The following is a 22625-nucleotide window of genomic DNA, read 5'->3' as shown; positions in this document are numbered from 1 at the left end:
CCCCCCGAAAAGTCAAAACGATTGTTCCGTAACGCATGCTACGTAACACTCGTTCTAGAGGTGCGCCGCACTTCGGAGGGAGCCGACGATGGCCCTGGAGACACCGCCCGCCCGCGGCCCGTTCGCGGATGCGGCGGCGCAGGCGGGGCTGCTGCTGGTGTTCTCCTTGCGGACCGTGCGCGCCGGGGGACGGGCGCTGCTCGGGCGGCGGTTGTCGTGGCGGGAATGCCTGGAGCAGTCCTGGTTCCTGGCGTCGGTGAGCACGGTGCCCGCGGTGCTGATGACGATCCCGCTGGGCGTGCTGGTCGCGGTGAACATCGGTTCGCTCGCCGGGCAGCTCGGCGCGGAGAGCTACGCCGGGGCGGTGGTGGCGTTCGTGGTGGTGGGCCAGGCCGCGCCGCTGGTGTGCGCGCTGATGATCTCCGGGGTGGGCGGTTCGGCGATCTGCGCGGACCTCGGCGCGCGCAAGCTGCGCGAGGAGACCGACGCCATGGAGGTCATGGGGCTCTCCACGATGGAGCGCCTGGTGGTGCCCAGGGTGCTGGCGGCGGTCGTGGTCACGGTGCTGCTCAACGGCGTGGTGATGGCCCTCGGCATCACCGCCACGCTGCTCGTGCACGTGCTGCTGGGAGGGTCTTCCGGCGGGTTCCTCGCGACGCTGACCGCGTACTCGGATCCCGGCGGGTTCCTGATGGCCGAGGTCAAGGCGGGCACGTTCGCGGTCCTGGCGGCGCTGGTGTCGGCGTTCAAAGGCCTCACCGCCAAGGGCGGCCCGAGCGGGCTGGGCGACGCGGTCAACGAGGCCGTGGTGATGGCGTTCGTGCTGGTGTTCGTGGCGAACACCGTGCTCACCGAACTGCACCCGCTGCTGCTGCCGCCGAAGGGGGAGTTCTGATGGCGGACCTCCTCGTCCGGGCGGCGCGGCGTGGTGCGGTGCGGCGCACCCGAGGGCTGATCGACCTGCTGGTGTCGTTCGGGGTGCAGGCCACCTTCTACTTCCGGTCGATCGCGTCGGTACCGTTCGCGCTGGTGCACTACGGCAGGCACGTGGCGCGGCTCGTCGCGGAGATCAGCTTCGGCGCGGCCTCGTTGTTCGCCGGGGGCGGCACCATCGGCGTCATCTTCGCGATGTCGTTCGTGGCCAGCACCCAGGTCGGGCTGGAGGGGTACCGGGGGCTGGACCTGATCGGGCTGACCCCGATGTCCGGGTTGATGTCGGCGATGGTCAACACCCGCGAGCTGGCGCCGCTGGTGGCGAGCATCGCGCTGGCGGCGAAGGTCGGCACCGGTTTCACCGCGCAGCTGGGCGCGATGCGGATCTCCGACGAGATCGACGCGCTGGAGTCGATGGCGGTGCGCTCGTTGCCGTTCCTGGTCAGCACCCGGATGGCGGCGGCGTTCATCTCGGTGGTGCCGCTGTACCTGGTGGGCCTGTTCGCGTCCTACATCGCGACGCGGGTCGCGGTCGTGACCCTGCAAGGCCAGTCCGGCGGCACCTACGACTTCTACTTCCAGCTGCTGCTGACCCCGTCGGACATCGGGTTCTCGCTGCTGAAGGCCGTGGTGTTCGCGATGGTGGTGACGCTGGTGCACTGCTTCTACGGCTACTACGCCACCGGCGGTCCCGAAGGGGTGGGGCGTGCCGCGGGGCGGGCGCTGCGCACCAGCATCGTCGCGATCACGTTCACGGACATGGTGCTGACGCTGCTGTTCTGGGGCTTGAGCCCCAGCCTGCCCGCGTTGGGGGTGCAGTGATGGTGGACCTGACGCGCGGCGGCGTGAGCCGGACTTCGCTGGCGCTGCGCGGGATCGGCGGTGTCGTGGTGGTCTTGGGCGCGGCGGTGTTCGCGGTGCTGGGCGGCGGCGAGGCGTTCGAGTCCGATCCGACGGTGAGCGCGGAGGTGCCCGCGGCGGCGGGACCGGTGCGGGTGAACTCGGCCGTGCGGTACCGGGGCGTGGTGGTCGGTGAGCTCGCCGAGGTGGACGAGGGAACGGCGGGTTCCCGGCTGACGCTGCGCATGGATCCGTCCACGATGGACTCGATCCCGGCGGGGGTGCGGCTGCGGATCCTGCCGAAGACGTTGTTCGGGGACCAGTACGTCGAGCTCGCCGGGTCCGCGGCCGGTGGCCGGTTGGAACCGGGGGCCGAGATCGCGGCGGACACCGATGCGGCCACGGTGCGGATCTACCACGCCTACACCCGGATGTTCGCCCTGCTGCAGAGCTTGCGGCCCGCGGAGTTGCAGGTGGCGTTGGGCACGATGGCCGACGTGCTGCGCGGGCGCGGCGCCGAGCTCGGCGAGACCGCCGACGTGCTGCACGACCTGTCGGGCCGGTTCGACCCGGCGGAGACGGTGGGCGAGCTCGGGGAGGTCGCCGGGCTCACCGAGCAGCTGGCCGCCGCGGCCCCGGACCTGCTGGCGACCCTGGACGACGCGGTGGTGCTCTCGCGCGCGGTGGTCGAGGAACGGGAGAACCTCGCGGACCTGCTGGGCGCCGGGACCGAGCTCACCGAGCGGTCCCAGCGGTTCCTGGACGAGAACGCGGCCCGCGCCATCGAGGTCGTGCACGTCGCGCGACCCGCCTCGGAGGTGCTCGGCGGCGGCGCGGACCGGATTCCGGAGACGCTGCGCAACCTGCGCGAGTTCACCTCGAACGCGAGCCGCACCTTCGTCGACGACCGCTTCCGGATCCGGGCGCCGGTGACGCTGGAGGACCCGCACCCGTACACGCCCGCCGATTGCCCGCGCTACCCGGGCTTGGACGGGCCGCACTGCCCGGACGCGACGACGTACGGCGGCGCCGTCGGCAGCGTCGGGACGGATCGCGAGAAGGGGGAGTTGGAGCGCATGTTCGCCGACCCGGCCCGCGCGCCCGCGGCGGACGAGAGCGCAGCGGCGCCGTCCGCAGGGTCCGCGCCGGACGCCGACCTGCTGGGCCTGCTGTTCGGCCCGGTGGTGCGCGGAACGCAGGTGGTGGCGCCATGAGCCTCACCGCGACCGCCGCCAAGTTCACCGCGTTCGTCACCGTTTCGGTGCTCTCCGCCGTGCTCGTGGTGAACACGCTCGACCACCCGCTCGACGGCGGCACGCGCACCTACCGCGCGGAGTTCACCGACGCGCAAGGCGTCAAGCAGGGCAGCGAAGTGCGCATCGCGGGAGTGCGCGTCGGGGCCGTCGAGGACGTGCGGCTGCGCGACGGCACCGCCGTGGTGAGCTTCGAGGTGCTCGACGACCAGCCGCTGCCCGGCGGTACTCGCGCCGCGGTCCGCTACGCCGACCTGCTCGGCAGCAGGTTCATCGCGCTCGACGCCGGCGACGGCGGTGCGACGCTGCCCGCGGGCGCGACGATCCCGCTGGAGCGCACGCGGCCGGCGTTGGAGCTCACCGCGCTGATGAACGGCTTCAAGCCGCTGTTCGACTCGCTGGATCCGCAGGCGGCCAACCGGCTCGCCCACGAGCTGATCGCCGTGTTCCAAGGGGAGTCGGGCACGTTGACGAGCCTGCTGGAGCGCGTGGTGTCGGTGACCTCCGGGCTCGCCGAACGCGACCAGGTCATCGGCGAGGTCCTGGTGAACCTCAACGCCGTGCTGGCCACCACGAGCGAGCATCGCGAGGAGGTGCGCGCGCTGATCGGCGGGCTGGGCGACCTGACCTCCGCGGTCGCCGAGGACCGGGGCCGCATCGCCGAAGCGCTCGACGCGGGCGGCACGCTGGCGAACTCGGTGCGGGGGTCGATGGAGCGGATCACCCCGAACCTGACCCGCGACGTGGACGCGCTCGGCGCGATGTCGCAGGGCTGGGTGGACAACCAGCAGCGCTTCGACACCGCGGTGCAGGGACTTCCGGAGCTGGTCACGAAGCTGAACCGGATGCTGGACTACGGCAGCTGGGTCAACATCTACGTCTGCAACCTGCGGGTGTCGGTCGGCGGGGCGCAGGTCGACCTCGGTGGCGGCCCGCACTCGGAGGTGTGCCGATGAGCCGCCGTCGCGAGCGCGACCCCATCGTCGTCGGCGCCGTGGGCCTGGTCGTGGCGCTGCTGGTGCTCGGCGCCGTCGTGGCAGTGCCGCAGCTGTCGTTCCTGTGGCGAACCCGGGAGTACACCGCGGAATTCGCCAACGCGGGCGGCTTGACCGCCGACGCGCAGGTGCACGTCGCCGGAGTCCCCGCCGGGCGCGTCACCGGCATGGACATCGCGGGGGACCGGGTGCGGGTGACGTTCCGGCTGGACCGCGAGCAGCGCCTCGGCACCGCCACTTCCGCCTCGGTGCGCCTGGCGACCATCATGGGTTCCCGCTACCTCGCGGTGGAACCGGCCGGTCTCGGCGAACTCGACTCGGTGATCCCGCGCGAGCGCACCCGCATCCCCTACAGCCTCGACGAGCTCGGCGCCGACGCCACGGGCACCGCCGAGCAGCTCGACCTCGAAGCGATGCGCCGGATGATGTCCACCGCCCGCGAAGCGGCCCCGCAGGACCCGGAGCTGCTGGGGCGGGCGCTGACCGGGATCGCCGGGGCCGCCGAGCTGATCGACCGCCACGACGCGCAGCTCGACGAGCTGCTCGACGGCGCGCGCTCGACGACGGCGACGCTGGTGGAGCAGCAGGACGCGCTGGTGGAACTGCTCGGCGACGCGGACCTGATTTTGCGCACCCTCACCGAACGCCGGGAGGCGGTGCTGCGGCTCATCGACGACGTGGACGCGCTCAGCGCGCAGCTCGACGGCTTCCTCGCGGAGAACTCCGCGAAGCTCGGGCCGCTGCTGAGCGACCTGCGCGAGATCACCGCCGCGCTGCGCCGCGACGAGCAGGCCATCGCGCAGACCATCGCCACCCTCGGTCCGGCGGGGCGCTCGCTGGCCAACGCCACCGGCAACGGCAGCTGGGGCGACGTGTCCGGCCCGGCGGGCCCGCTGCCGGACAACCTGCTGTGCCTCGCGGGGCTCGTCGAGGGGTGCCGATGAACCGACGACCCTCCAGGCTGATCGCCCTCGGCTGCGCGGCGGCGCTGCTCATCGCGGGCGGCTGGTACGTGCTGCTGCGGCCCGCGCCCGCGCACGTGGTCTCGGCGGACTTCGCCACCGTCGACGGGATCTACCCCGGCAACAAGGTGCACGTGCTGGGCGTTCCGGTCGGCGTCGTTGAGCAGGTGAACCCGCGCGGACCGGTGGTGCGGGTGGTGATGCGGATCCGTCCGGACATCGCGCTGCCCGCCGACGCGCACGCCTACATCATGAGCCCGCAGCTGATCAGCGACCGGTTCGTGGAACTCGGCCCGGCCTACGCGGGCGGTCCCGCGCTGGCCGACGGCGGGGTGATCCCGGCGGAGCGCGCGCACTCGCCGATCCGCTGGGACGAGCTGATGTCGTCGCTGGACACGGTGGTCTCCGCGCTCGGTCCGGACGGGGCGGGCGGGGGCGACGACCTCGGCGCGCTGCTGCACTCGGCGGCGAGCTCCGCGGACGGCACCGGGCCGCGGCTGCGCACCGCGATCACCCGGCTCGCGGGCGCCACCGACGTGCTGGCGGGCGACCGGGAACAGCTCGGCGCGCTGATCGGGAACCTCGACGTGCTGGTCCGCGCGCTGGCCGAACACCGCTCCACTGTGGACTCGTTGGCGGCGGGGGTGCGGCGGGCGAGCGAGGACTACGGCGGGCAGCGGCTGCACCTCGACCAGACCATCGGACGGCTCTCCCGGACGCTCGCGCAGGCGGACATGTTGATCCGGGAGCACGGTGGCGAGCTCACCGGCAGCGTGCACGACCTCGCGGGCACCACGGCGCAGGTCGCGGCGCAGCGCGAGCAGCTCTCCGAAGTGCTGACCACGTTGCCGCTGGTGTTCGGCAACTTCAGCCGGGCCGTCACCGAGGACGAACGGCTGCGGATCCGGCTGAACATCTCCTCGAACCTCGCCCAGTTCCCGGCGACCGCGCGGCTGTGCGAGCGGTTCCCGGTGCCGCTGTGCTCCGGGCCGGGGCTGGTGAACCCGATCCCGTTCCCGCCGAACCTCGATCCGCTGCACACCATGGCGGGAGGCGGATGATGCGCGACGACGAGCCCGTTCCGGTCACCGGCGCGGCACCGGCCGGACGCCGCCGCGCGCTGGTCCCGCTGGTCTTGGCCACCGCGCTGCTGACGAGCTCCTGCGGGCTGAGCCTGCACGAGCTGCCGCTGGGCGGGGAGGGCGACGGCCCGCGGGTCACCGCCGTGTTCAGCGACGTCTCCAACCTGCCCGTCGGCGGGGTGGTGCGCATCGGGCAGGCCACCGTCGGCCGGGTGCACGACCTGTCAACGAAGGACTTCAAGGCCTTCGTCCGACTCGACCTGGCCCCCGGCCTGCGGCTGCCGGAGGACACCGCCGCGCGGCTGGAACTGACCGCGGCGCTCGGCGAGCAGTTCGTGGTGCTGGAGCCGCCCGTCGCCCCTGCCTCGCCGGACCTGCTCGCCGACGGCGACACGATTCCGCTGGCGCGCACCGCGCGCGGACCGGACCTGGAGAACACCCTCGCCGCGCTCGGGACCGTGCTCGGCGGCAGCGGCCTCGACCAGGCGCGCACCGTCGTCACCGAGCTCAACACCGCGCTGGGCGGGCGGGAGCAGAAGGTGCGCGACCTGTTGCACCGGCTCGACGCGCTGCTGTCCGAAGTGGACTCGAACCGGGCGGAGTTCGACGCCGCCATCGACTCGCTGCACCGGTTGTCGGCCGCGACCGCCGCGGACACGCCGCTGCTGGAGCGGTCGCTGCGCGAGATCACCCCGGCGATCGACGTGCTGCTGAGCCAGCGCGAGCAGTTCGAGCGGCTGCTGACCGGCGTGGCCGCGCTGGGGCGCTCCGCCGACGGCGTCGTGCGGGAGGCGGGGCCCGCGTTCACCGCGCAGCTCGACGAACTGCGCCCGGTGCTGGACTCGCTGGCCGGCTTCAACGGCGACCTCGCGAGCACGTTGACGGAGCTGCGCACGTTCCAGGTGAAGCTCGGCGGGGCCATTCCGGGCGATTACCTGAACCTGGACGGCACGCTCGACGTGTCCGGAACGCTGCTGCCGCTGCTGACCGGGCAGAACCCGCCGCTGCCGACCGGGGCGCCCGAGCAGCCCGTCACGCCGCCCGGGTCCGCCGCCGAGCTGCTGACCGGAGGAACCCTATGAGCCGCGCCGTGCTGATCCAACTGGCCCTGTTCCTGGTGATCGCCCTCGGATGCGGGGCGTTCGTGGTCGACACCGTGATGGGCGCCGAACCCGCGCGTGCGCCGATCCGCGTGGCGGTGCGGCTGCCCGACGCCGCCGGGCTCGCCGAGACCTCCCAGGTCACCTACCGCGGCGTGCGGACCGGCACCGTCGGTGCCGTCGACCTGGACCCGAGCGGCGAAGGCGTGACGCTGCGGCTGCGGCTCGATCCCGGCAGCCGGGTTCCGGCCGACGCGGTCGCCAGGATCAGCATGGACACCCCGATGGCCGTGCAGCACCTGGACCTGCAGCCCGCCACCGACGCGCCGCCGTACCTGCGCGACGGCGACGTGATCCGGGCCGAGGACACCAGCGCGCCCATGCCGCTGGACACCTTGCTGGTGCACGTCACCGACCTGGCCGAGAGCATCGATCCGCACGACGTCCGGGTGCTGTCGGAAGCCGCCGCCACCGGGCTCAACGGGGCGGGTCCCGAGCTGCGCCGGATCATGGACAACACCCGCGACCTCACCCGGCTCGCGGCCGAGCGGGAGCCGCAGCTCACCAACCTGATCGAGCAGGGTCCGCAGGTGCTGGGCTCCGTCGACGAGGCGGGCGGGCTGCCGCGGCTCGCGTCCTCGATGCGAGAACTCGCCGACGAGGCGCGGACGCAGGAACCGGCGATCCGCGACCTCGCCGGGAGGGTGCCGGGCACCACGCGAGCGGTGTCGGACCTGCTCGCGCGCAACGAGGGCGCCGCATCCGCACTGCTGGGCAACCTGCTGATCACCGGCGAGGTGCTCGGCGATCACGTCCCCGCGCTGCGGGAGACGATGACGGCGCTGCCGCAGGGGCTCTCCGACCTCGCGAGCATCGTGCACGGCGACGTCGCCGACTTCTACCTGGTCGCCGCCCAAGGGCCCGCCTGCTACTACGGCACCGAGCGGCGCACCCCGACCGAGACGGCCCCGCGCGAGCCGCAGCTCGGCTGGAGCTGCGCGCCGGGGCCGGGCCTCTCGCAGCGGGGAGCCGACAGCGCCCCGCGCCCCGGCTCGCCGGTGTCCGCCGCATCGGAGGCGGCCGGTCCGGCGCGGTACCCGGCGGCGCCGCCGGGTGCGCAGTCCGCCTCCCCGGACGCCGGCGCGGCGAGCGGGGTCGGCGGGGTCCTGGGGCCACGGCCGTGGTCCTCGATCATGTTCCAAGGAGTGCGATGACCAGCGACCGAGCCGAAGCCGACCGCGATGCCGGGACGACCACCACCCACCGCCCGGAGGCGGACGGTCCCGCCGCGGGGCCGGAGGATTCCCCGGCCGTCGGAGGCGAACCCGTCGAACCGCCGAGCACATTCGAGTCCACAGTGGATGGACGGGGGCGGCTGCGCGCACTGCGCAGGCCGTCCGTCCTCGCCGCCGCGCTGGTGATCCTGCTGCTGCTCGGCGGCCTCACCTACACCGGCGTGCGGCTGCGGGAGGCCGCGGCGAACGAGGCCGCCCGCACGGAGGCGCTCGCGGCGGGCGAGCGGTACGCGTTGGCCCTCACCACCTACGACCACCAGAACCTCCCGGACAACTTCGGGTCGGTGTCGGAGAACGCCTCACCCGCGTTCGCCGGCCAGTACAGGGAGGTCAGCGACGGGCTGACTCAGCTCATCCAGCAGTACCGGGCGACCTCGAAGGGCGAGGTGCGGGGCGCGGGGGCGGTCCAGGTCGACCAGGACCGGGCCGTGCTCGTCCTGTTCGTCGACCAGACCATCACCAACACCAACAGTCCGGAACCGAGGGTGGACCGGACCCGGATGCAGCTCACCCTCGTGCGTCCCGACGGCCGGTGGCTCATCGACGACGTGAAGCTGATCTGAGCGCCCGCGGCCCGATTCCCCTTGACCCGGCAGGTTTTTCGCAGTGAGGAGCGAGTGACGTGACCATCGCAGCAGAGTGCGCCGCGGCCGCCGACGGACTGACCATCCCCGGCCTGCTCGCCCGCAACGCGCGCGAGCAGCCGCAGCGCCCGGCGCTGAGCGGCAACGACACCACGTTGACCTGGTCGCGGCTGCGCGACGAGGTGGCGGCCGTGGCGCGCGGCCTGGCCGGGCGCGGGCTCGGCGCCGGAGACCGCATGATGATCATGATGTCCAGTCGCCCGGAGCACTGGATCGTCGACCTCGCCGCCACCCACCTGGCGGCGCTGCCCTGCACCGCTTACGCGACGCTGAGCACCGAGCAGATCGGGTTCGTCGCCGCGCACAGCAAGGCCGCCGTGGTCGTCCTGGAAGGCGCCGCCGAACTGGACCGGTGGACTCCCGTGCTGGCCGGGAACACCGAGGTCCGCGCCGTGGTGGTCCTCGACCCGGAGGTCGCCACCCCGCCGGGCGACGACCGGTTCGTGCGCTGGCACGAACTGCACGCCGAAGGCACCGCGCTGCACCGGGCCGATCCGGCGGTGTTCGAGCGGTGCTGGGCGCACATCACCTCCGACGACCCGCTGGCGATGATGTACACCTCCGGCACCACCGGCGACCCCAAGGGCGTCGTGCTCAGCCACCGCAACGCCGTCTACGAAGCCGTTGCCGTGGACCGCATCGCGCCCACCCCGGACGGTGCGCCCTCGGTGTCGTACCTGCCGCTGGCGCACGTCGCCGAACGGGAGCTGGGCATCTACCGCGCGCTCTACAAGGCGCTGCACGTCTCGGTGTGCCCCGACGCGGCGCAGGTGGTGCAGACGCTGGCGTTCGTCCGCCCGCCCGCGTTCTTCGGCGTCCCCCGGGTGTGGGAGAAGATCACCACAGGATTGCAGGCCGTTCTCGCCCGCCAGGCCGAGCCGCAGCGCGAACTGCTCGCCCGCGCCCAAGAACTCGCCCTGCACGCGTTCCGGCTGCGCGGCCGGGGCGAGCCCGTGCCCGCCGAGCACGCGGACCGGCTCGCCGAAGCCGATGCCCAGGTGCTGCGCCCCGTGCGGGCGATGCTCGGCCTCGACGAACTGCGCTGGGCCAGCGGCGGCGCCGCCCCGCTGCCGCCGCACGTGCTCGAATTCCTCGCGAGCCTCGGCATCGAGGTGCTGGAGGTGTGGGGGATGACCGAGACCACCGGCTGCGCCACCGCCAACACCGCCGACGCCTACCGGCCCGGTTCGGTCGGCAGACCGGTGCCGGGCGTGGAGCTGCGCCTCGGCGAGGACGGCGAGGTCTTCGTGCGCGGGCCGGTCGTCTTCCTCGGTTACCTCGACGAGTCCGGCGAGATCGCCCGCGCCACCGATGACGAGGGCTGGCTGGCCACCGGCGACATCGGGTGGATCGACGACGACGGCTACCTGACCATCACCGACCGCAAGAAGGAACTCATCATCACCGCCAGCGGCAAGAACATCGCCCCGGCGAAGGTGGAGGGCCTGCTGCGGGCGCACCAGCTGGTCGGGCACGCGGTGGTGATCGGGGACCGCAAGCCCTACCTGACGGCGCTGATCGTGCTCGACGAGGAGACCGCGCCCGGCTGGGCGGCGGCGCACGGCATCACCGGCGATCTCGGGGAGCTGGCGGCGCATCCGAAGGTGCGCGCGGAGCTCGACGTGCTGCTGACCGAGGTGAACGGCCGGCTCGCCCGCGCCGAGCAGATCAAGCGCTACGAAGTGCTGGCGCAGCCATGGAGCGCGGAGAGCGGCGAGCTCACCCCGACCCTGAAGCTCAAGCGCAAGGCCGTCCAGGAGCGCTACGCCACCGACATCGACTCCCTCTACACCTGACGCCGCCGCACTGGCGAAGCGAGTGAACGGACCGTTCGTCCAAGGGGATTGGGCGAACGGTCCGTTCACTCCGAAAGTCGTGCGAGCCATGCCGACGGTTGCTGCGCCGTGCGCTTCGCGCTGCATCGTTGCGGCATGTGGAGCGGGTGAACGGACCGTCTGCCCAAGGGGATTGGGCGAACGGTCCGTTCACCGCGAAAAGCTCCGGGTCAGCTGGAGCGGCGGAGCCACTTGGGGTCGATGTCGGCGGGGGCCGGGGCGCCCAGGTCCTCGGGGGTGTAGCCGCGCGGGTAGTTCGGGTAGGTGCGGTTGCCCGGGTCCTGCGCCAGCTTCGATTCGGTGCGCTCCGGCATCCAGCGCACCACGGCCGCCCGCAGCTTCAGCGCGCCGCGCGCGCCCTTGCCCACCCACGCCGGCGCCGCGCGGAAGCCGAAGGCGGTGAGCATCGGCTCGTCCAGCAGTCCGCGCACGGCCAGCGATACCGGCGGGTGCAGCGGCTTGGGGAACCAGGAGCAGAACAGGTCCAGCGTGTAGCGGCCGATCAGGTGGTTGGTCTCGCTGTACTGGAAGTGCTCGCGCTCGTAGTCCGCCTTGAACCGGCGGAAGTCCGCGAACGTCGGCGGGATGTCCTTGATGCCCATCCGCTTGCCGACGGCCTGGAAGTAGTAGAACGCCGCATCGCGTTCGTGGGAGTGCAGGGGCCGCCAGCCGAACTCGTCGATCCAGTCGATCGGGTCGTAGACGAAGGTCGACAGCACGTACAGCATGTCGTCGTTGGAGATGGTGTAGCGGCCGTGCGCCCGGTTGACCACGCGCAGCGCCTGCTTGCCGCGTTCGGAGTCGTAGCCGTGCTCGGCGATCTCGGCCATCAGCAGCGCGGTGTCGTCGTAGCGCTGCTGCGGACGTTTCTCGAACTCGCCGGTCGCGGCCAGCAGCGCCGAGATGCTCGGCACGCAGTAGGTCCGGAACAGGGCGAATTCCAGCGCGCGCTGGTAGTCGAACGGGAACTCGTACCCGATGGAGATCTTGTAGATCTCGTGGTGATCGGTGACCGGGTCCAGTTCCGCGATGCGCCGCAACCAGGTGCGTGCCATGTCCAACCTCCCTTGCGGCCCGGTGGGTCGAGCCCTCGAAGTGCAACGAAACACGAACGCCGAGCGTGACGCGAGCGGCTCGCGCGGGACGGCGGGGCGCGGGGTGCGTCGAACCTCCTGCGATGAGCACGGCAGGGCAGGTCCCCTTGCGCTTCCGGGCAGCGGAGTGGGGCCGGGGCGACCTTGTGGCGGTATGCGCGGGCTGCCGAGACTGGGCAGAGAGGTCCGGGCGGTGGGGAGAGGTGCTGTGCGACACCACGAATCCGGGCGATCGCCGGAGCGCGAACGAGGTTCGATCTCCCGCAGGCCGGTCGCTCCGGCGCCGGGCGACCGTCCGGCGCCGGACGGCCTGATCGCGCTCCAACGCACGCTCGGCAACGCCGCGACGGCAGAGTGGGTGCGACGTTCCCGCGAGCGCAGACGGGTCGAGGGGGAGAGCGGCGGCGGGTCGTGGGCACCGGGCGGGCACGAGCGGGCGGCCGTGCAGCGAGTCGAAACCGGCGCCGAACCGGGAGCGGACGGGAAGCCGGTCAGGCGGGGCGACGTCCACGAGCGGGAACGGGCGCTGAGCGAGAAGTACGGCATCAGGATCGGGCCGCCGGAGGGCGCCGACGGGCACTTCGGCCCCGCGGTGCTGGAAAGGATCGACGCGGCGCTGGCAAGCCTGCCGCAGGGGGACCTGGGGCCGAACGAGCAGCTGATCGCCATCGAACCGGACCCGAGCGGCAACTACACCAGCTCCTACGACACCGAAGACCAGACGATCAGCATCGTGCACCCGATCATCGCCGGTGGCGTCCGGGCACCGGACTGGCTGTACGCGAGGCTCAACCGAGGCTCCAGGTGGCAGCGCAAGCTGATGGACCGCGCGGCGATGAGCGGCATGGAGGGCATCGGTTCGAAGAGCGACCGCGCACTCGGCATCGGCAGGGGCGAGCGGCACGTCATGGCGGGCGTCTCGGACGAACTGGCCCACGGGAACCTGGTGGAGTGGACCGTCCGCCACGAGGTCGGCCACGCGGTCGACGAGATGGTCGAGTGGAACCTGGGCTTGGCCGAACAGGAGCGCTTCGGGGGATGGCGGGTCCACCTCGATGCGGACATGGAGGACGTGGCGAGGGCGGTCTTCCGGCAGGCGGGGCTTCTCGCGGTGCTCCCCGCGACGAACGAGAGGATCGCCATCGGCACCCTCGCCCTGCGACTGGGTGCGGAGAGCGTGCGCGAGGACGCGGTAGGGAAGGCGGGGTGGTTGCACAAGTACTTCGACCGCTTCGCGCGCTACCTGGAGCCACCGGAGCTCGACAGGCGCCGTGACCTGGCGCTGCGGTTCATCCGGTTCGCCCTCGCACAACCCTGGTCCCTCGACGACGGTGGCGCGTCCGTCCTGGACGTGGGCGGGCGCACCTACCACGTGGACCAGCACGGGAAGTGGGTCAGCTACTCGACGGAGCAACGCAGCAGCCACGCGCTGTCCAACTACCAGTTCTCGAACCCCCAGGAATGGTTCGCGGAGGCCTATGCGGCCTACTACGACCCGAAATCCGGGGTCGGCGATCGGCTCTCGCCCGAGGTGCGCGCCTGGTTCGCGGCTCGCGGCGCAGCCGCCGGAGGGGCGCGATCCGGGTGATCCGCGGTGGCCGCCTGCAGCCACCGCTCACGCCGATCAGTTCGGGGGCAGCGGGGGGAACTCCACCGGGCCGCGCTGCCCGAGCGTGCGCACGGCTGCTCGGAAGTCCGGCGCTGCGAGGGATTCGCCCATCAGCCGCACCGATTCGGCGACGGCCTGCGGACCGTCGAGGTCCATGCCGCGCCACACCTGCTGCTTGATCACGGCCATCGAGCGCGGGGAGCAGTTCTGCGCCAGCAGCCGGGCGTACTCCTGGGCCGCGGGCAGCACTTCGCGCCGGGGCAGCACGTGCTGGACGAGGCCGAGTTCCTTCGCTTCGGCCGCCTCCACCTTGCGGGCGGACAGCAGCAGGTCCATCGCCGAGGCGACGCCGATGAGCCTGGGCAGCAGCCACGCGGTGCCGTACTCGCCGATGAGGCCGAGCTTGCTGAACGCGGTGGACAGCCGCGCTCCTTCGGCGAGGAACCGCACGTCGGCGAACAGCGCCTGCGCCAGCCCGAGCCCGGCGGCGCCGCCGTTGATCGCGGCGATCAGTGGTGTGCGCAGGGTCATCGGCAGGTGCGGCGGGTGGCCGAGCGAGTCCTCCAGGTCGGGGGCGTCGTCCCCGGCGAGCTGGTGCAGCGCGTCGGGGGACGCTCCGCTGCAGAACCAGTCGCCGTCGCCGGTGACGACGACGGCCCGGACCTCCGGGTCGGCGTCGGCTTCGGCGAGCGCGTCGTAGTAGGCGGCGAACATCGCGCCGTCCATGGCGTTGCGCTGTTCGGGCCGGGCGAGGTGGACGGTGCGCACGCCCCGGGCGGTGGTGCTGCGGATCCCGGTGGAGGTCGTCATGACCGGTTCTCCTTGCGGTTCGGGCGGGGCTGTCCGTGGGGCGCGCACGCCTCGGTTCGCGGTCAGGGCTGACTGTAACCGACCGGGCGGCGCGTGCGGGAGAAGTCGATCGAGGGCGCATCCCGGCTCGCGCACCCGGTTCGGCTCCGCGCTATGACGTGTGACCGGGGTTGCACCGCGCGTGACCTGTTCGTCCCGTACCGCGGCCTATCCTGTGCCCGAACCGCCGGGGCGAGCGCCGCGGTGGCCGGGACGTGCCGGGAGGTCGTGGCAGTGGCGGAGACGAGGCCGGGCGGAATCCGCCCGCGCAACCGGCGGGAACTCATCCTCGAGGCCGCCTCGCGCCTGTTCTACGAGCGGGGCTACGCGCGGGTCGGCGTCAGCGACATCGCCGAGGCCGTCGGCGTCGGCCCCTCGGCGCTGTACCGCCACTTCAAGGGCAAGCAGCTGCTGCTGCGGCGGGTCGTGCTCACCCACCTGCAACCCTTCGAGCGGGTGCTCGACGACCGGTCCGACGACCTCGACGCCGTGGTGCGCGAACTCGCGGCGGCGGCGCTCGACCACCGGGAGCTCGGCGTGCTCTGGCAGCGGGAGGCCCGGCACCTGCCCGCCGAGGACCGCGACGAGCTCAAGGACCAGCTGCGGGTGGTCGCGGGCGGCCTCGCCGACCTCGCGCGGGCCTGGCGCCCTGAGCTGACCGAGGACGACGCCCGGTTCCGCGGCTGGTGCCTGTTCAGCGCGCTGACCAGCCCGTCGTACCACCGCGTCGAGCTGCCGCGCGCCCAGTTCGAGGCGCTGCTGCGGGACGTGATCGTCACGATCACCGCGCTGCCGCCGCTGGTCTCCGGTCGCGGGACGGCGAACTCCGACGCCGACGCGCTGCTGCTGCAACGCGGCGGCGCGTCCCGGCGGCGGCAGCTGCTGTCGGCGGCGACCCGGCTGTTCGCCGAACGCGGCTACGCGGCCGTGACCACCGAGGAGATCGGGGCCGAGGTCGGCATCGCCGGCCCCAGCGTCTACAACCACTTCGCCAGCAAGCAGGAACTGCTCGACGCCGTGATCACCCGCGGTTCGGCGTGGCTGGAGATCGACCTCGGCCGCACGCTGGTCCGCTCCTCGGACGCGGCGGAGACGTTGCGGGCGCTGCTGTGGTCCTACATCACCTTCGCGCTCGACCACGGCGGGTTCATCGACATCCTCGTCGGCGAGGTGGGGCACCTGCCCGACCACGAGCGGCACCGGGCGCGCCAGACCCAGCACGAGTACGTCACCGAGTGGGTCTCGCTGCTGCGGGAGGTCCGGCCCGAGCTCGACGCGGCGACCGCGCGGGTGCTGGTGCAGGCGACGTTGACGTTGGCCAACGACATGGCCCGGACCGGCACGGTGCGCGCTCCCGAGGCGGTGCGGCGGGTCGGCGCGGCACTCATGTTCACCAGCGGTCCATGACTTCTTCTTGTGAGGTGCGTGCTAGCCGCTGTTCACTTCTCGCGACCCGCAGGGTGGTTTTCTAGGTATTTCGACGTTCATCGCAGGGTAGGGCGTGCTCACTTCTCGGTTGACTGACCGGGTGGGCTCGAACTAGCCTCCGAACGGGGGACCCGAGCGTCGAGGACGTGCGGGTTCCGGTCGTGCGGACGTGCGCAGGACGCGGTCCGCGGTGGTGCGGCCCGATCGCGGGCTCGCCGCCGAAGGGGCGCGACGGGCGCGTCCACGACCACGGAAGTCGTCCACGAGCGAGGAATGGCGGGTCGCAGGAGCGATGAGCAGCGCGACGGAACCGGTGGGCGTGCCGCCGGCGGAGGAGCCGGACATCCACACGACGGCCGGTCGGCTGGCGGATCTGTACCGGCGCAACCACGAGGCGGTGCACGCGGGTTCCGACCGCGCGATCGAGCGCCAGCACGCCAAGGGCAAGCTGACCGCCCGCGAGCGCATCGACCTGCTGCTCGACGAGGGCTCGTTCGTGGAGCTCGACGAGCACGCCCGGCACCGCTCGACGAACTTCGGCCTCGACGCCGACCGCCCCTACGGCGACGGCGTGGTGACCGGGTACGGCACGGTCGACGGCCGCAAGATCTGCGTGTTCTCGCAGGACTTCACCGTGTTCGGCGGCTCGCTGGGCGAGGTCTTCGGCGAGAAGATCGTCAAGGTCATGGACCTGGCGCTCAAGATCGGCTGCCCGCTGGTCGGCATCAACGACTCCGGCGGCGCCCGCATCCAGGAGGGCGTGGCCGCGCTCGGCCTGTACGCGGAGATCTTCAAGCGCAACACCCACGCCTCCGGCGTGATCCCGCAGATCTCGCTGGTCGTCGGACCGTGCGCGGGCGGCGCGGTGTACTCGCCCGCGATCACCGACTTCACGGTGATGGTCGACCAGACCTCGCACATGTTCATCACCGGCCCGGACGTGATCAAGACGGTGACCGGCGAGGAGGTGACGTTCGAGGACCTCGGCGGTGCCCGCACGCACAACTCCCGCTCCGGCAACGCGCACTACCTGGCCTCCGACGAGCAGGACGCGGTCGACTACGTCAAGGAACTGCTCTCGTTCCTGCCGTCGAACAACCTCTCCGAGCCGCCCGCGTTCGACGCGGAGGCCGAGGCCGGTTCCATCGCCGACAACGTCGGGGAGTCCGACCTCGAACTCGACACCCTGGTGCCGGACTCGCCGAACCAGCCCTACGACGTGAAGGAAGTCCTCGCCAAGGTCCTCGACGAAGGCGAGTTCCTGGAGGTCTCCGCGCTGTTCGCGCCGAACATCGTCGTCGGCTACGGCCGCGTCGAGGGCCGCAGCGTCGGCCTGGTCGCCAACCAGCCCACCCAGATGGCGGGCACCCTCGACATCGACGCCAGCGAGAAGGCCGCGCGGTTCGTGCGCACCTGCGACGCGTTCAACATCCCGGTGCTGACCTTCGTGGACGTCCCCGGCTTCCTGCCCGGCACCGACCAGGAGTGGAACGGCATCATCCGGCGCGGCGCGAAGCTGCTCTACGCCTACGCGGAGGCCACCGTCCCGCTGGTGACGGTGATCATCCGGAAGGCCTACGGCGGCGCCTACGACGTGATGGGCTCCAAGCACCTGGGTGCCGACATCAACCTGGCGTGGCCGACCGCGCAGATCGCGGTGATGGGCGCGCAGGGCGCCGCGAACATCCTCTACCGGCGCAGGCTCGCCGAAGCCGCCGAGAACGGCGAGGACGTCGAGGCGCTGCGCGCGCAGCTGCAGCAGGAGTACGAGGACACCCTCTGCAACCCCTACGTCGCCGCCGAGCGCGGTTACGTCGACTCGGTCATCCCGCCGTCGCACACGCGCGGCTACCTGGCCCGTTCGCTGCGGATGCTGGCGGACAAGCGCGAGTCCCTGCCCGCCAAGAAGCACGGCAACATCCCGCTGTGAGGAGCTCTTCCAGTTCAGCGGCTCCGCCGCTGGCAGGACGAGGATCGAGGGTCGTTCTTCGAGGACTTTTGAGGAGCCGCAATGAGCAGTTCGGACGAGGACGCGGCACCGGAGCTCAGCGTGGTGCCCGGCGAGGACGACGGCACCGGCTCGGACCGGCGCCCCGTGCTGCGCGTCGTGCACGGCAAGCCCACCGACACCGAGATCGCCGCGCTGACCGCGACGCTCACCGCGCTCAGCGGGAGCGGCGGGGCGGCCGAACCGGAGGCCCCGGTGTCGTACTGGGCCTCCCGCGGGGACCGGCTGCGGCACGGCCCGGCGCACGCGTCGCCGCGTCCCGGCAGGGGCGCGTGGCGCTACTCCACCCGGCCGCGCTGATGCGGGCCGACCAGGACGCCGCCGGGCGCGGCGTCCGCCTACCGACCCGGCGATCCCCCGCAGCGGGATCCGCCGAGACAAGACCACTGCGGACAGGGATGGTGTGAACACCATGGGGTTGAAGAAGGTTCTGGTGGCCAACCGCGGCGAGATCGCGGTCCGAGTGGTGCGGGCGTGCCGTGACGCCGGCATCGCCTCGGTGGCCGTCTACGCGGAACCGGACGCGGACGCGGTGTTCGTGCGGCTCGCGGACGAGGCGTTCGCGCTGGGCGGCGCCACCGCGGGCGAGTCCTACCTGGACTTCGAGAAGGTGATCTCGGCCGCGAAGCGGGCCGGGGCCGACGCGGTGCACCCGGGGTACGGGTTCCTGTCCGAGAACGCCGACTTCGCGCAGGCCGTGCTGGACGCCGGCCTGGTGTGGATCGGCCCGACGCCGCAGGCGATCCGCGACCTCGGCGACAAGGTCACCGCCCGGCGCATCGCGCTGGCGGCGGGTGCCCCGCTGGTGCCCGGCACCAAGGACCCGGTCGCCGACGCCGACGAGATCGTCGCGTTCGCGCAGGAGCACGGGCTGCCGGTGGCCATCAAGGCCGCGTTCGGCGGCGGTGGCCGCGGCCTCAAGGTCGCCCGCACGATCGAGGAGATCCCGGAGCTGTTCGACTCCGCGGTGCGCGAGGCCGTGTCGGCCTTCGGCCGCGGCGAGTGCTTCGTGGAGCGCTACCTGGACCGGCCCCGCCACGTCGAGGCCCAGGTGCTGGCCGACCAGCACGGCAAGGTGATCGTGGTCGGCACCCGCGACTGCTCCTTGCAGCGCAGGCACCAGAAGCTGGTGGAGGAGGCGCCCGCGCCGTTCCTCAGCGAGGCGCAGCGCGCGCAGATCCACTCGGCCGCCCGCGACATCTGCTCGCAGGCCGGCTACCACGGCGCGGGGACGGTGGAGTTCCTCGTCGGAGTCGACGGCACGATCTCGTTCCTGGAGGTCAACACCCGGCTGCAGGTCGAGCACCCCGTTTCCGAGGAGACCACCGGCCTGGACCTGGTCGCCGAGCAGTTCCGCATCGCCGCCGGTGAGCACCTGCGCCTCGACGAGGACCCGACCCCGGTCGGGCACTCCATCGAGTTCCGCATCAACGGCGAGGACCCGGGCCGCAACTTCCTGCCCGCGCCGGGCACGGTGACGAAGTTCGTCGCCCCGGCCGGTCCCGGCGTGCGCGTCGATGCCGGCGTGGAGTCGGGCAGCGTCATCGGCGGGCAGTTCGACTCGCTGCTGGCGAAGGTCGTCGTGACCGGCGCCGACCGCGCTCAGGCCATCGCCCGGTCCCGCCGGGTGCTGGAGGAGATGCAGGTCGAGGGCATCGCCACCGTGCTGCCGTTCCACCGCGCCGTGCTGCGGGACCCGGCCTACGTCGCCGACTCCGGCGCGGAGTCGTTCACCGTGCACACGCGGTGGATCGAGACCGAGTTCGACAACCAGCTGACCCCGTTCACCGACTCCGTCCCGCCGGAGGAGGAGGTCGCTCAGCGGCGGACGATCGTCGTGGAGGTCGACGGCCGCCGAGTGGAGGTCTCGCTGCCCGCGGAGCTGGGAGCGGGCGCCGCCCCGGCCGCCGGCGCGGGGAAGAAGAAGCCGCGCAAGCGCGCGTCCGGCGGCGCGGGCGCGACCGTCTCCGGTGACGCCGTGACGGCGCCGATGCAGGGCACCCTGATCAAGCTCGCCGTGGAGGAGGGCCAGCAGGTCGCCAGCGGCGACCTCATCGGGGTGCTGGAGGCGATGAAGATGGAGAACCCCGTGACCGCGCACAAGGCGGGCACGGTCACCGGTCTCACCGCGGCACCGGGCGACTCCGTGTCGCAGGGCGCCGCGCTGTGCACGATCAAGGATTGAGGCGCCGTTCCCGGACCCGGTGAGCGACCGGGCGGGAGCGCGGGCGGGCGCGGCGGAATCCGCGCTCGCCCGCGGCGCTCGCTCTCGTCGGCGGGACGGCGCGCGGCGCTCCTCCCGCGGCGCGGGTGGATGTCCACTGTGGACCATCGTGTGGACGTCGCGGCGCGGGATCAGGGAACCGAACTCCCCGTTGGAGGAATGATGGACGCGTTGTGCACCTGCCTGTGCCGCCAAGCCGGGCACCACGGGATCTGCCAGGAGTCGCCGGAGCACGGCCTGCGGCTGCTGAGCCCGCAGCTCACGATGACCTCGACCGGCGAAGTCTGCCGGGCCTGCTACCAGGCCACCTCGGCCAGGTTCGCCGCCACCGGAAGGCGGCTGCCGCAACCCGCCTGACCCCCGCGTCCCTTCCCCGGCGACACGCCCGATGCGGGACTTTGGCCCATGTCAGCCGCCCCGCCCCGCCCTGCATCGTGGATCGACGGGGCTAATCGGCAGCTGCGCCAGGCCACGAAGGGACGAGATCATGGAGGGCGTGTCGGGTTTCCCGGCGGCGCTGGGGCTGGCGCCGGAGCAGGTCGAGCAGGTGGTGCGGCTGGCGGGCCGCGCGCCGTCGTTGCACAACCGGCAACCCTGGCGGTTCCGGTTGACCCCCGACGTGATCGAACTGCACGCCGACCCGCTGCGGCGGATGCCCGGCACCGACCCGCAGGACCGGGAGCTGCGCATCGGCTGCGGAGCGGCGCTGTTCAACCTGCGGCTGGCGCTGGAGCACGTCGGGCTGCGACCGCTGGTGACCTTGCTGCCGCGCGGGCACGAGCCGACGCTGCTGGCCGAGGTGCGCCGCGGCGGATCGCTGCGGGTGGGCACCGAGCAGTCCGAGCTGCTGCGCGCCATCACCACCCGCCGCACCAACCGGCGGCCCTTCCTGCCCACCCCGGTCCCGAAGGTGCACCGCAACGCGCTGTGCGGCTCGGTGTCCGTGGAGCACGCCTGGCTGCACGTCATCGAACGCGCGCAACGCGCGGAGCTGCTCGGCATGGTCCGCAGGGCGCACGACGAGCAGCTGCGCAGCGAGGCGTTCCGCGCGGAGATGGCGGCCTGGACCGGGCTGCGCGAAGGCGCCCCGGAAGGCGTGCAGGCCTCCTCGGCGGGACCGACGCGCGAAGCGCAGGACGAATGGGTGCTGCGGGACTTCTCCGGTGGCCGGGAACGTCCGCGGGTGCCGGGCAAGGACTTCGAGGACGACCCGCTGACCTTCGTGCTCTGCACCTACAGCCAGGGCAAGCAGGCCGACCTGGAGGCGGGGGAGGCGTTGCAGCGGCTGCTGCTCACCGCGACCTCGCTCGGGCTGTCCACCTCGATGCTCTCGCAGGTGATCGAGGTGCGGGAGACGCGCGCGGAACTCCGCGCGATGCTCGGCGGCACGCTTGAACCGCAGGCGGTGCTGCGCATCGGCTACGGCACGCCGGTGCCTGCGACGCCGCGGCGCGCGCCGGAGGAACTGCTCATCACCGGGGCCGAGCGGGAGCGTGCGCCGTCCACTGCGGTGGCGCCGGGCTCCCGGTGAGCTCCTGAGCCGGCGGTGCGCCGGCCCCGCGCCGGGAAAAAGCGCGCCGGAATCGAATTCCGCGCATTGTGCGCAGCCTAACCTTCTTTGCGGGTCCACTGCGCGCGAACTATTTTGTCCGCATGGTCGCCACGAATGAACACGACGGAACCGATGAAATCGGGCACACCCACGCGGATGTGTCCGGCGGCTGGTTGCGACCCGCGGTTTTCGGCGCGATGGACGGGCTCGTGACGAACATCGCTCTGGTCGCGGGCGTGGGCGGTGCCGGGGCGAACGGCCACTTCATGGTGCTTTCCGGCACGGCCGGACTGGTGGCCGGGGCGTTCTCCATGGCGCTGGGCGAGTACAGCTCGGTGGAGACGCAGAACAATTCCGTGCGATCCGAGTCGGTGAAAGAACGCGCGGAATTGGTGCGCGACCCGGTCGGGGAAAGAGCGGAACTCGCCGACATGTTCGTCGAGGACGGGATGAGCCGGGAGACCGCCGAGCGCGCCGCCGCGGAAATCCACGAGAACACCGACCAGGCGGTGCGCACGCACCTGGTGCACGAACTCGGCGTGGACCCGCAGGAACAGCCGTCGCCGCTGGTCGCGGCAGGCTCGTCGTTCCTGTGCTTCGCGATGGGAGCGTTGATCCCGCTGCTGCCGTTCCTGGCGGGCGCGGACTCGCTGCCGCTGGGCTTGCTGGCCGGGGCGATCGGCCTGTTCATCTCCGGTGCGCTGGTCGCGCGCTTCACCACCCGGCCTTGGTGGTGGAACGGCACCCGCCAGCTGCTGTTCGGTGCGCTCGCGGCGGGCGCGACCTTCCTGGTGGGGCAGCTCATCGGGGTCTCGGCGGCCTGATCGCGATTGGCGGAGGGAACCCCTGGGGTGTCGGCCGGTCGTGGATCTGGGCGCGCCGATGTGGTTCCCTCCTGGTGGGACGTCCCGTCTCACAACGG

Annotated in this window: 20 protein-coding genes; 18 read left to right on the top strand and 2 right to left on the bottom strand. The window is 72.3% G+C overall.

What is annotated here, in order from left to right; all coding sequences use genetic code 11:
• Positions 1-88 precede the first annotated feature (88 nt).
• Genes ACWD38_RS07115 through ACWD38_RS07070 form a run of 10 tightly spaced genes read left to right on the top strand, consistent with a single transcriptional unit; the run spans position 89 to position 10900 of the window.
• Positions 89-895 carry an MlaE family ABC transporter permease gene (locus ACWD38_RS07115; RefSeq protein ID WP_184478984.1) on the top strand — a complete coding sequence of 269 codons (807 nt, stop codon included), beginning with the start codon at positions 89-91 and terminating at the stop codon, positions 893-895.
• Positions 895-1755 carry an ABC transporter permease gene (locus tag ACWD38_RS07110; RefSeq protein WP_184478985.1) on the top strand — a complete coding sequence of 287 codons (861 nt, stop codon included), beginning with the start codon at positions 895-897 and terminating at the stop codon, positions 1753-1755. Before ACWD38_RS07115 ends, ACWD38_RS07110 begins: the two co-directional genes overlap by 1 nt.
• Complete coding sequence (locus tag ACWD38_RS07105; protein ID WP_450123568.1) at positions 1755-2987, top strand: MlaD family protein; 1233 nt, start codon at positions 1755-1757, stop codon at positions 2985-2987. The genes ACWD38_RS07110 and ACWD38_RS07105 overlap by 1 nt, the downstream gene beginning before the upstream one ends.
• On the top strand, positions 2984-3982 hold the full coding sequence (locus ACWD38_RS07100) for an MCE family protein (protein WP_450123567.1): 999 nt from the start codon (positions 2984-2986) through the stop codon (positions 3980-3982). The genes ACWD38_RS07105 and ACWD38_RS07100 overlap by 4 nt, the downstream gene beginning before the upstream one ends.
• Complete coding sequence (locus ACWD38_RS07095; protein WP_184478988.1) at positions 3979-4965, top strand: MCE family protein; 987 nt, start codon at positions 3979-3981, stop codon at positions 4963-4965. The genes ACWD38_RS07100 and ACWD38_RS07095 overlap by 4 nt, the downstream gene beginning before the upstream one ends.
• Entirely contained in the window at positions 4962-6044 is a 1083-nt protein-coding gene (locus ACWD38_RS07090) for an MCE family protein (protein WP_184478989.1), read from the top strand. Before ACWD38_RS07095 ends, ACWD38_RS07090 begins: the two co-directional genes overlap by 4 nt.
• On the top strand, positions 6044-7147 hold the full coding sequence (locus ACWD38_RS07085; RefSeq protein WP_450123566.1) for an MCE family protein: 1104 nt from the start codon (positions 6044-6046) through the stop codon (positions 7145-7147). The genes ACWD38_RS07090 and ACWD38_RS07085 overlap by 1 nt, the downstream gene beginning before the upstream one ends.
• Positions 7144-8379: an MlaD family protein gene (locus tag ACWD38_RS07080; RefSeq protein ID WP_184478991.1), complete on the top strand. Its 1236-nt coding sequence runs from the start codon at positions 7144-7146 to the stop codon at positions 8377-8379. Before ACWD38_RS07085 ends, ACWD38_RS07080 begins: the two co-directional genes overlap by 4 nt.
• Positions 8376-9023, top strand: a complete 648-nt coding sequence (locus tag ACWD38_RS07075; RefSeq protein WP_184478992.1) for a VirB8/TrbF family protein — start codon at positions 8376-8378, stop codon at positions 9021-9023. Before ACWD38_RS07080 ends, ACWD38_RS07075 begins: the two co-directional genes overlap by 4 nt.
• 59 nt (positions 9024-9082) lie before the next feature.
• Positions 9083-10900, top strand: coding sequence for an AMP-dependent synthetase/ligase (locus tag ACWD38_RS07070; protein ID WP_450123565.1), 1818 nt, complete (start codon positions 9083-9085; stop codon positions 10898-10900).
• Between the two features lie 209 nt (positions 10901-11109).
• Here ACWD38_RS07070 and ACWD38_RS07065 read toward each other — a convergent pair whose 3' ends face one another.
• Positions 11110-11994, bottom strand: coding sequence for an oxygenase MpaB family protein (locus ACWD38_RS07065; protein WP_184478993.1), 885 nt, complete (start codon positions 11992-11994; stop codon positions 11110-11112).
• Between the two features lie 247 nt (positions 11995-12241).
• On the opposite strand from ACWD38_RS07065, the gene ACWD38_RS07060 reads away from it, so the two are divergent.
• A complete protein-coding gene (locus tag ACWD38_RS07060; protein ID WP_450123564.1) occupies positions 12242-13621 on the top strand; it encodes a hypothetical protein in 1380 nt (459 codons plus the stop codon).
• Between the two features lie 36 nt (positions 13622-13657).
• On the opposite strand, the gene ACWD38_RS07055 is transcribed toward ACWD38_RS07060, so the two are convergent.
• Positions 13658-14452 (bottom strand): enoyl-CoA hydratase-related protein, encoded by a 795-nt coding sequence (locus ACWD38_RS07055; protein ID WP_450123563.1) that lies wholly within the window; start codon positions 14450-14452, stop codon positions 13658-13660.
• A 273-nt stretch (positions 14453-14725) separates the two neighbouring features.
• Between ACWD38_RS07055 and ACWD38_RS07050 the strand changes: the two genes are divergently transcribed.
• The 7 genes from ACWD38_RS07050 (at position 14726) to ACWD38_RS07020 (ending at position 22527) form a co-directional block, all read left to right on the top strand.
• The gene (locus tag ACWD38_RS07050; RefSeq protein WP_450123562.1) at positions 14726-15898 is read left to right on the top strand and encodes a TetR/AcrR family transcriptional regulator; all 1173 of its coding nucleotides are present in this window, start codon (positions 14726-14728) and stop codon (positions 15896-15898) included.
• A 313-nt stretch (positions 15899-16211) separates the two neighbouring features.
• Positions 16212-17849 carry an acyl-CoA carboxylase subunit beta gene (locus ACWD38_RS07045; RefSeq protein ID WP_450123561.1) on the top strand — a complete coding sequence of 546 codons (1638 nt, stop codon included), beginning with the start codon at positions 16212-16214 and terminating at the stop codon, positions 17847-17849.
• Between the two features lie 81 nt (positions 17850-17930).
• Positions 17931-18227, top strand: coding sequence for an acyl-CoA carboxylase subunit epsilon (locus ACWD38_RS07040; protein ID WP_184478998.1), 297 nt, complete (start codon positions 17931-17933; stop codon positions 18225-18227).
• A 112-nt stretch (positions 18228-18339) separates the two neighbouring features.
• Positions 18340-20112 (top strand): acetyl/propionyl/methylcrotonyl-CoA carboxylase subunit alpha, encoded by a 1773-nt coding sequence (locus ACWD38_RS07035; RefSeq protein ID WP_450123560.1) that lies wholly within the window; start codon positions 18340-18342, stop codon positions 20110-20112.
• A 138-nt stretch (positions 20113-20250) separates the two neighbouring features.
• Positions 20251-20508 (top strand): hypothetical protein, encoded by a 258-nt coding sequence (locus ACWD38_RS07030; protein WP_450123559.1) that lies wholly within the window; start codon positions 20251-20253, stop codon positions 20506-20508.
• A gap of 130 nt (positions 20509-20638) precedes the next feature.
• The gene (locus tag ACWD38_RS07025) at positions 20639-21682 is read left to right on the top strand and encodes an Acg family FMN-binding oxidoreductase (RefSeq protein ID WP_221315790.1); all 1044 of its coding nucleotides are present in this window, start codon (positions 20639-20641) and stop codon (positions 21680-21682) included.
• A gap of 122 nt (positions 21683-21804) precedes the next feature.
• The gene (locus ACWD38_RS07020) at positions 21805-22527 is read left to right on the top strand and encodes a VIT1/CCC1 transporter family protein (protein ID WP_184479001.1); all 723 of its coding nucleotides are present in this window, start codon (positions 21805-21807) and stop codon (positions 22525-22527) included.
• The last annotated feature ends 98 nt before the right edge of the window (positions 22528-22625 follow it).

The sequence above is a fragment of the Saccharopolyspora sp. NPDC002578 genome, assembly GCF_053592695.1.
This window is presented reverse-complemented; position numbering and strand designations above follow the sequence as displayed.

Coding starts and splice junctions, on each gene's coding strand:
- ACWD38_RS07115 (WP_184478984.1), top strand. CDS start 89: ATGGCCCTGGAGACACCGCCCGCCCGCGGCCCGTTCGCGGATGCGGCG.
- ACWD38_RS07110 (WP_184478985.1), top strand. CDS start 895: ATGGCGGACCTCCTCGTCCGGGCGGCGCGGCGTGGTGCGGTGCGGCGC.
- ACWD38_RS07105 (WP_450123568.1), top strand. CDS start 1,755: ATGGTGGACCTGACGCGCGGCGGCGTGAGCCGGACTTCGCTGGCGCTG.
- ACWD38_RS07100 (WP_450123567.1), top strand. CDS start 2,984: ATGAGCCTCACCGCGACCGCCGCCAAGTTCACCGCGTTCGTCACCGTT.
- ACWD38_RS07095 (WP_184478988.1), top strand. CDS start 3,979: ATGAGCCGCCGTCGCGAGCGCGACCCCATCGTCGTCGGCGCCGTGGGC.
- ACWD38_RS07090 (WP_184478989.1), top strand. CDS start 4,962: ATGAACCGACGACCCTCCAGGCTGATCGCCCTCGGCTGCGCGGCGGCG.
- ACWD38_RS07085 (WP_450123566.1), top strand. CDS start 6,044: ATGCGCGACGACGAGCCCGTTCCGGTCACCGGCGCGGCACCGGCCGGA.
- ACWD38_RS07080 (WP_184478991.1), top strand. CDS start 7,144: ATGAGCCGCGCCGTGCTGATCCAACTGGCCCTGTTCCTGGTGATCGCC.
- ACWD38_RS07075 (WP_184478992.1), top strand. CDS start 8,376: ATGACCAGCGACCGAGCCGAAGCCGACCGCGATGCCGGGACGACCACC.
- ACWD38_RS07065 (WP_184478993.1), bottom strand. CDS start 11,994: ATGGCACGCACCTGGTTGCGGCGCATCGCGGAACTGGACCCGGTCACC.
- ACWD38_RS07055 (WP_450123563.1), bottom strand. CDS start 14,452: ATGACGACCTCCACCGGGATCCGCAGCACCACCGCCCGGGGCGTGCGC.
- ACWD38_RS07045 (WP_450123561.1), top strand. CDS start 16,212: ATGAGCAGCGCGACGGAACCGGTGGGCGTGCCGCCGGCGGAGGAGCCG.
- ACWD38_RS07040 (WP_184478998.1), top strand. CDS start 17,931: ATGAGCAGTTCGGACGAGGACGCGGCACCGGAGCTCAGCGTGGTGCCC.
- ACWD38_RS07035 (WP_450123560.1), top strand. CDS start 18,340: ATGGGGTTGAAGAAGGTTCTGGTGGCCAACCGCGGCGAGATCGCGGTC.
- ACWD38_RS07025 (WP_221315790.1), top strand. CDS start 20,639: ATGGAGGGCGTGTCGGGTTTCCCGGCGGCGCTGGGGCTGGCGCCGGAG.
- ACWD38_RS07020 (WP_184479001.1), top strand. CDS start 21,805: ATGGTCGCCACGAATGAACACGACGGAACCGATGAAATCGGGCACACC.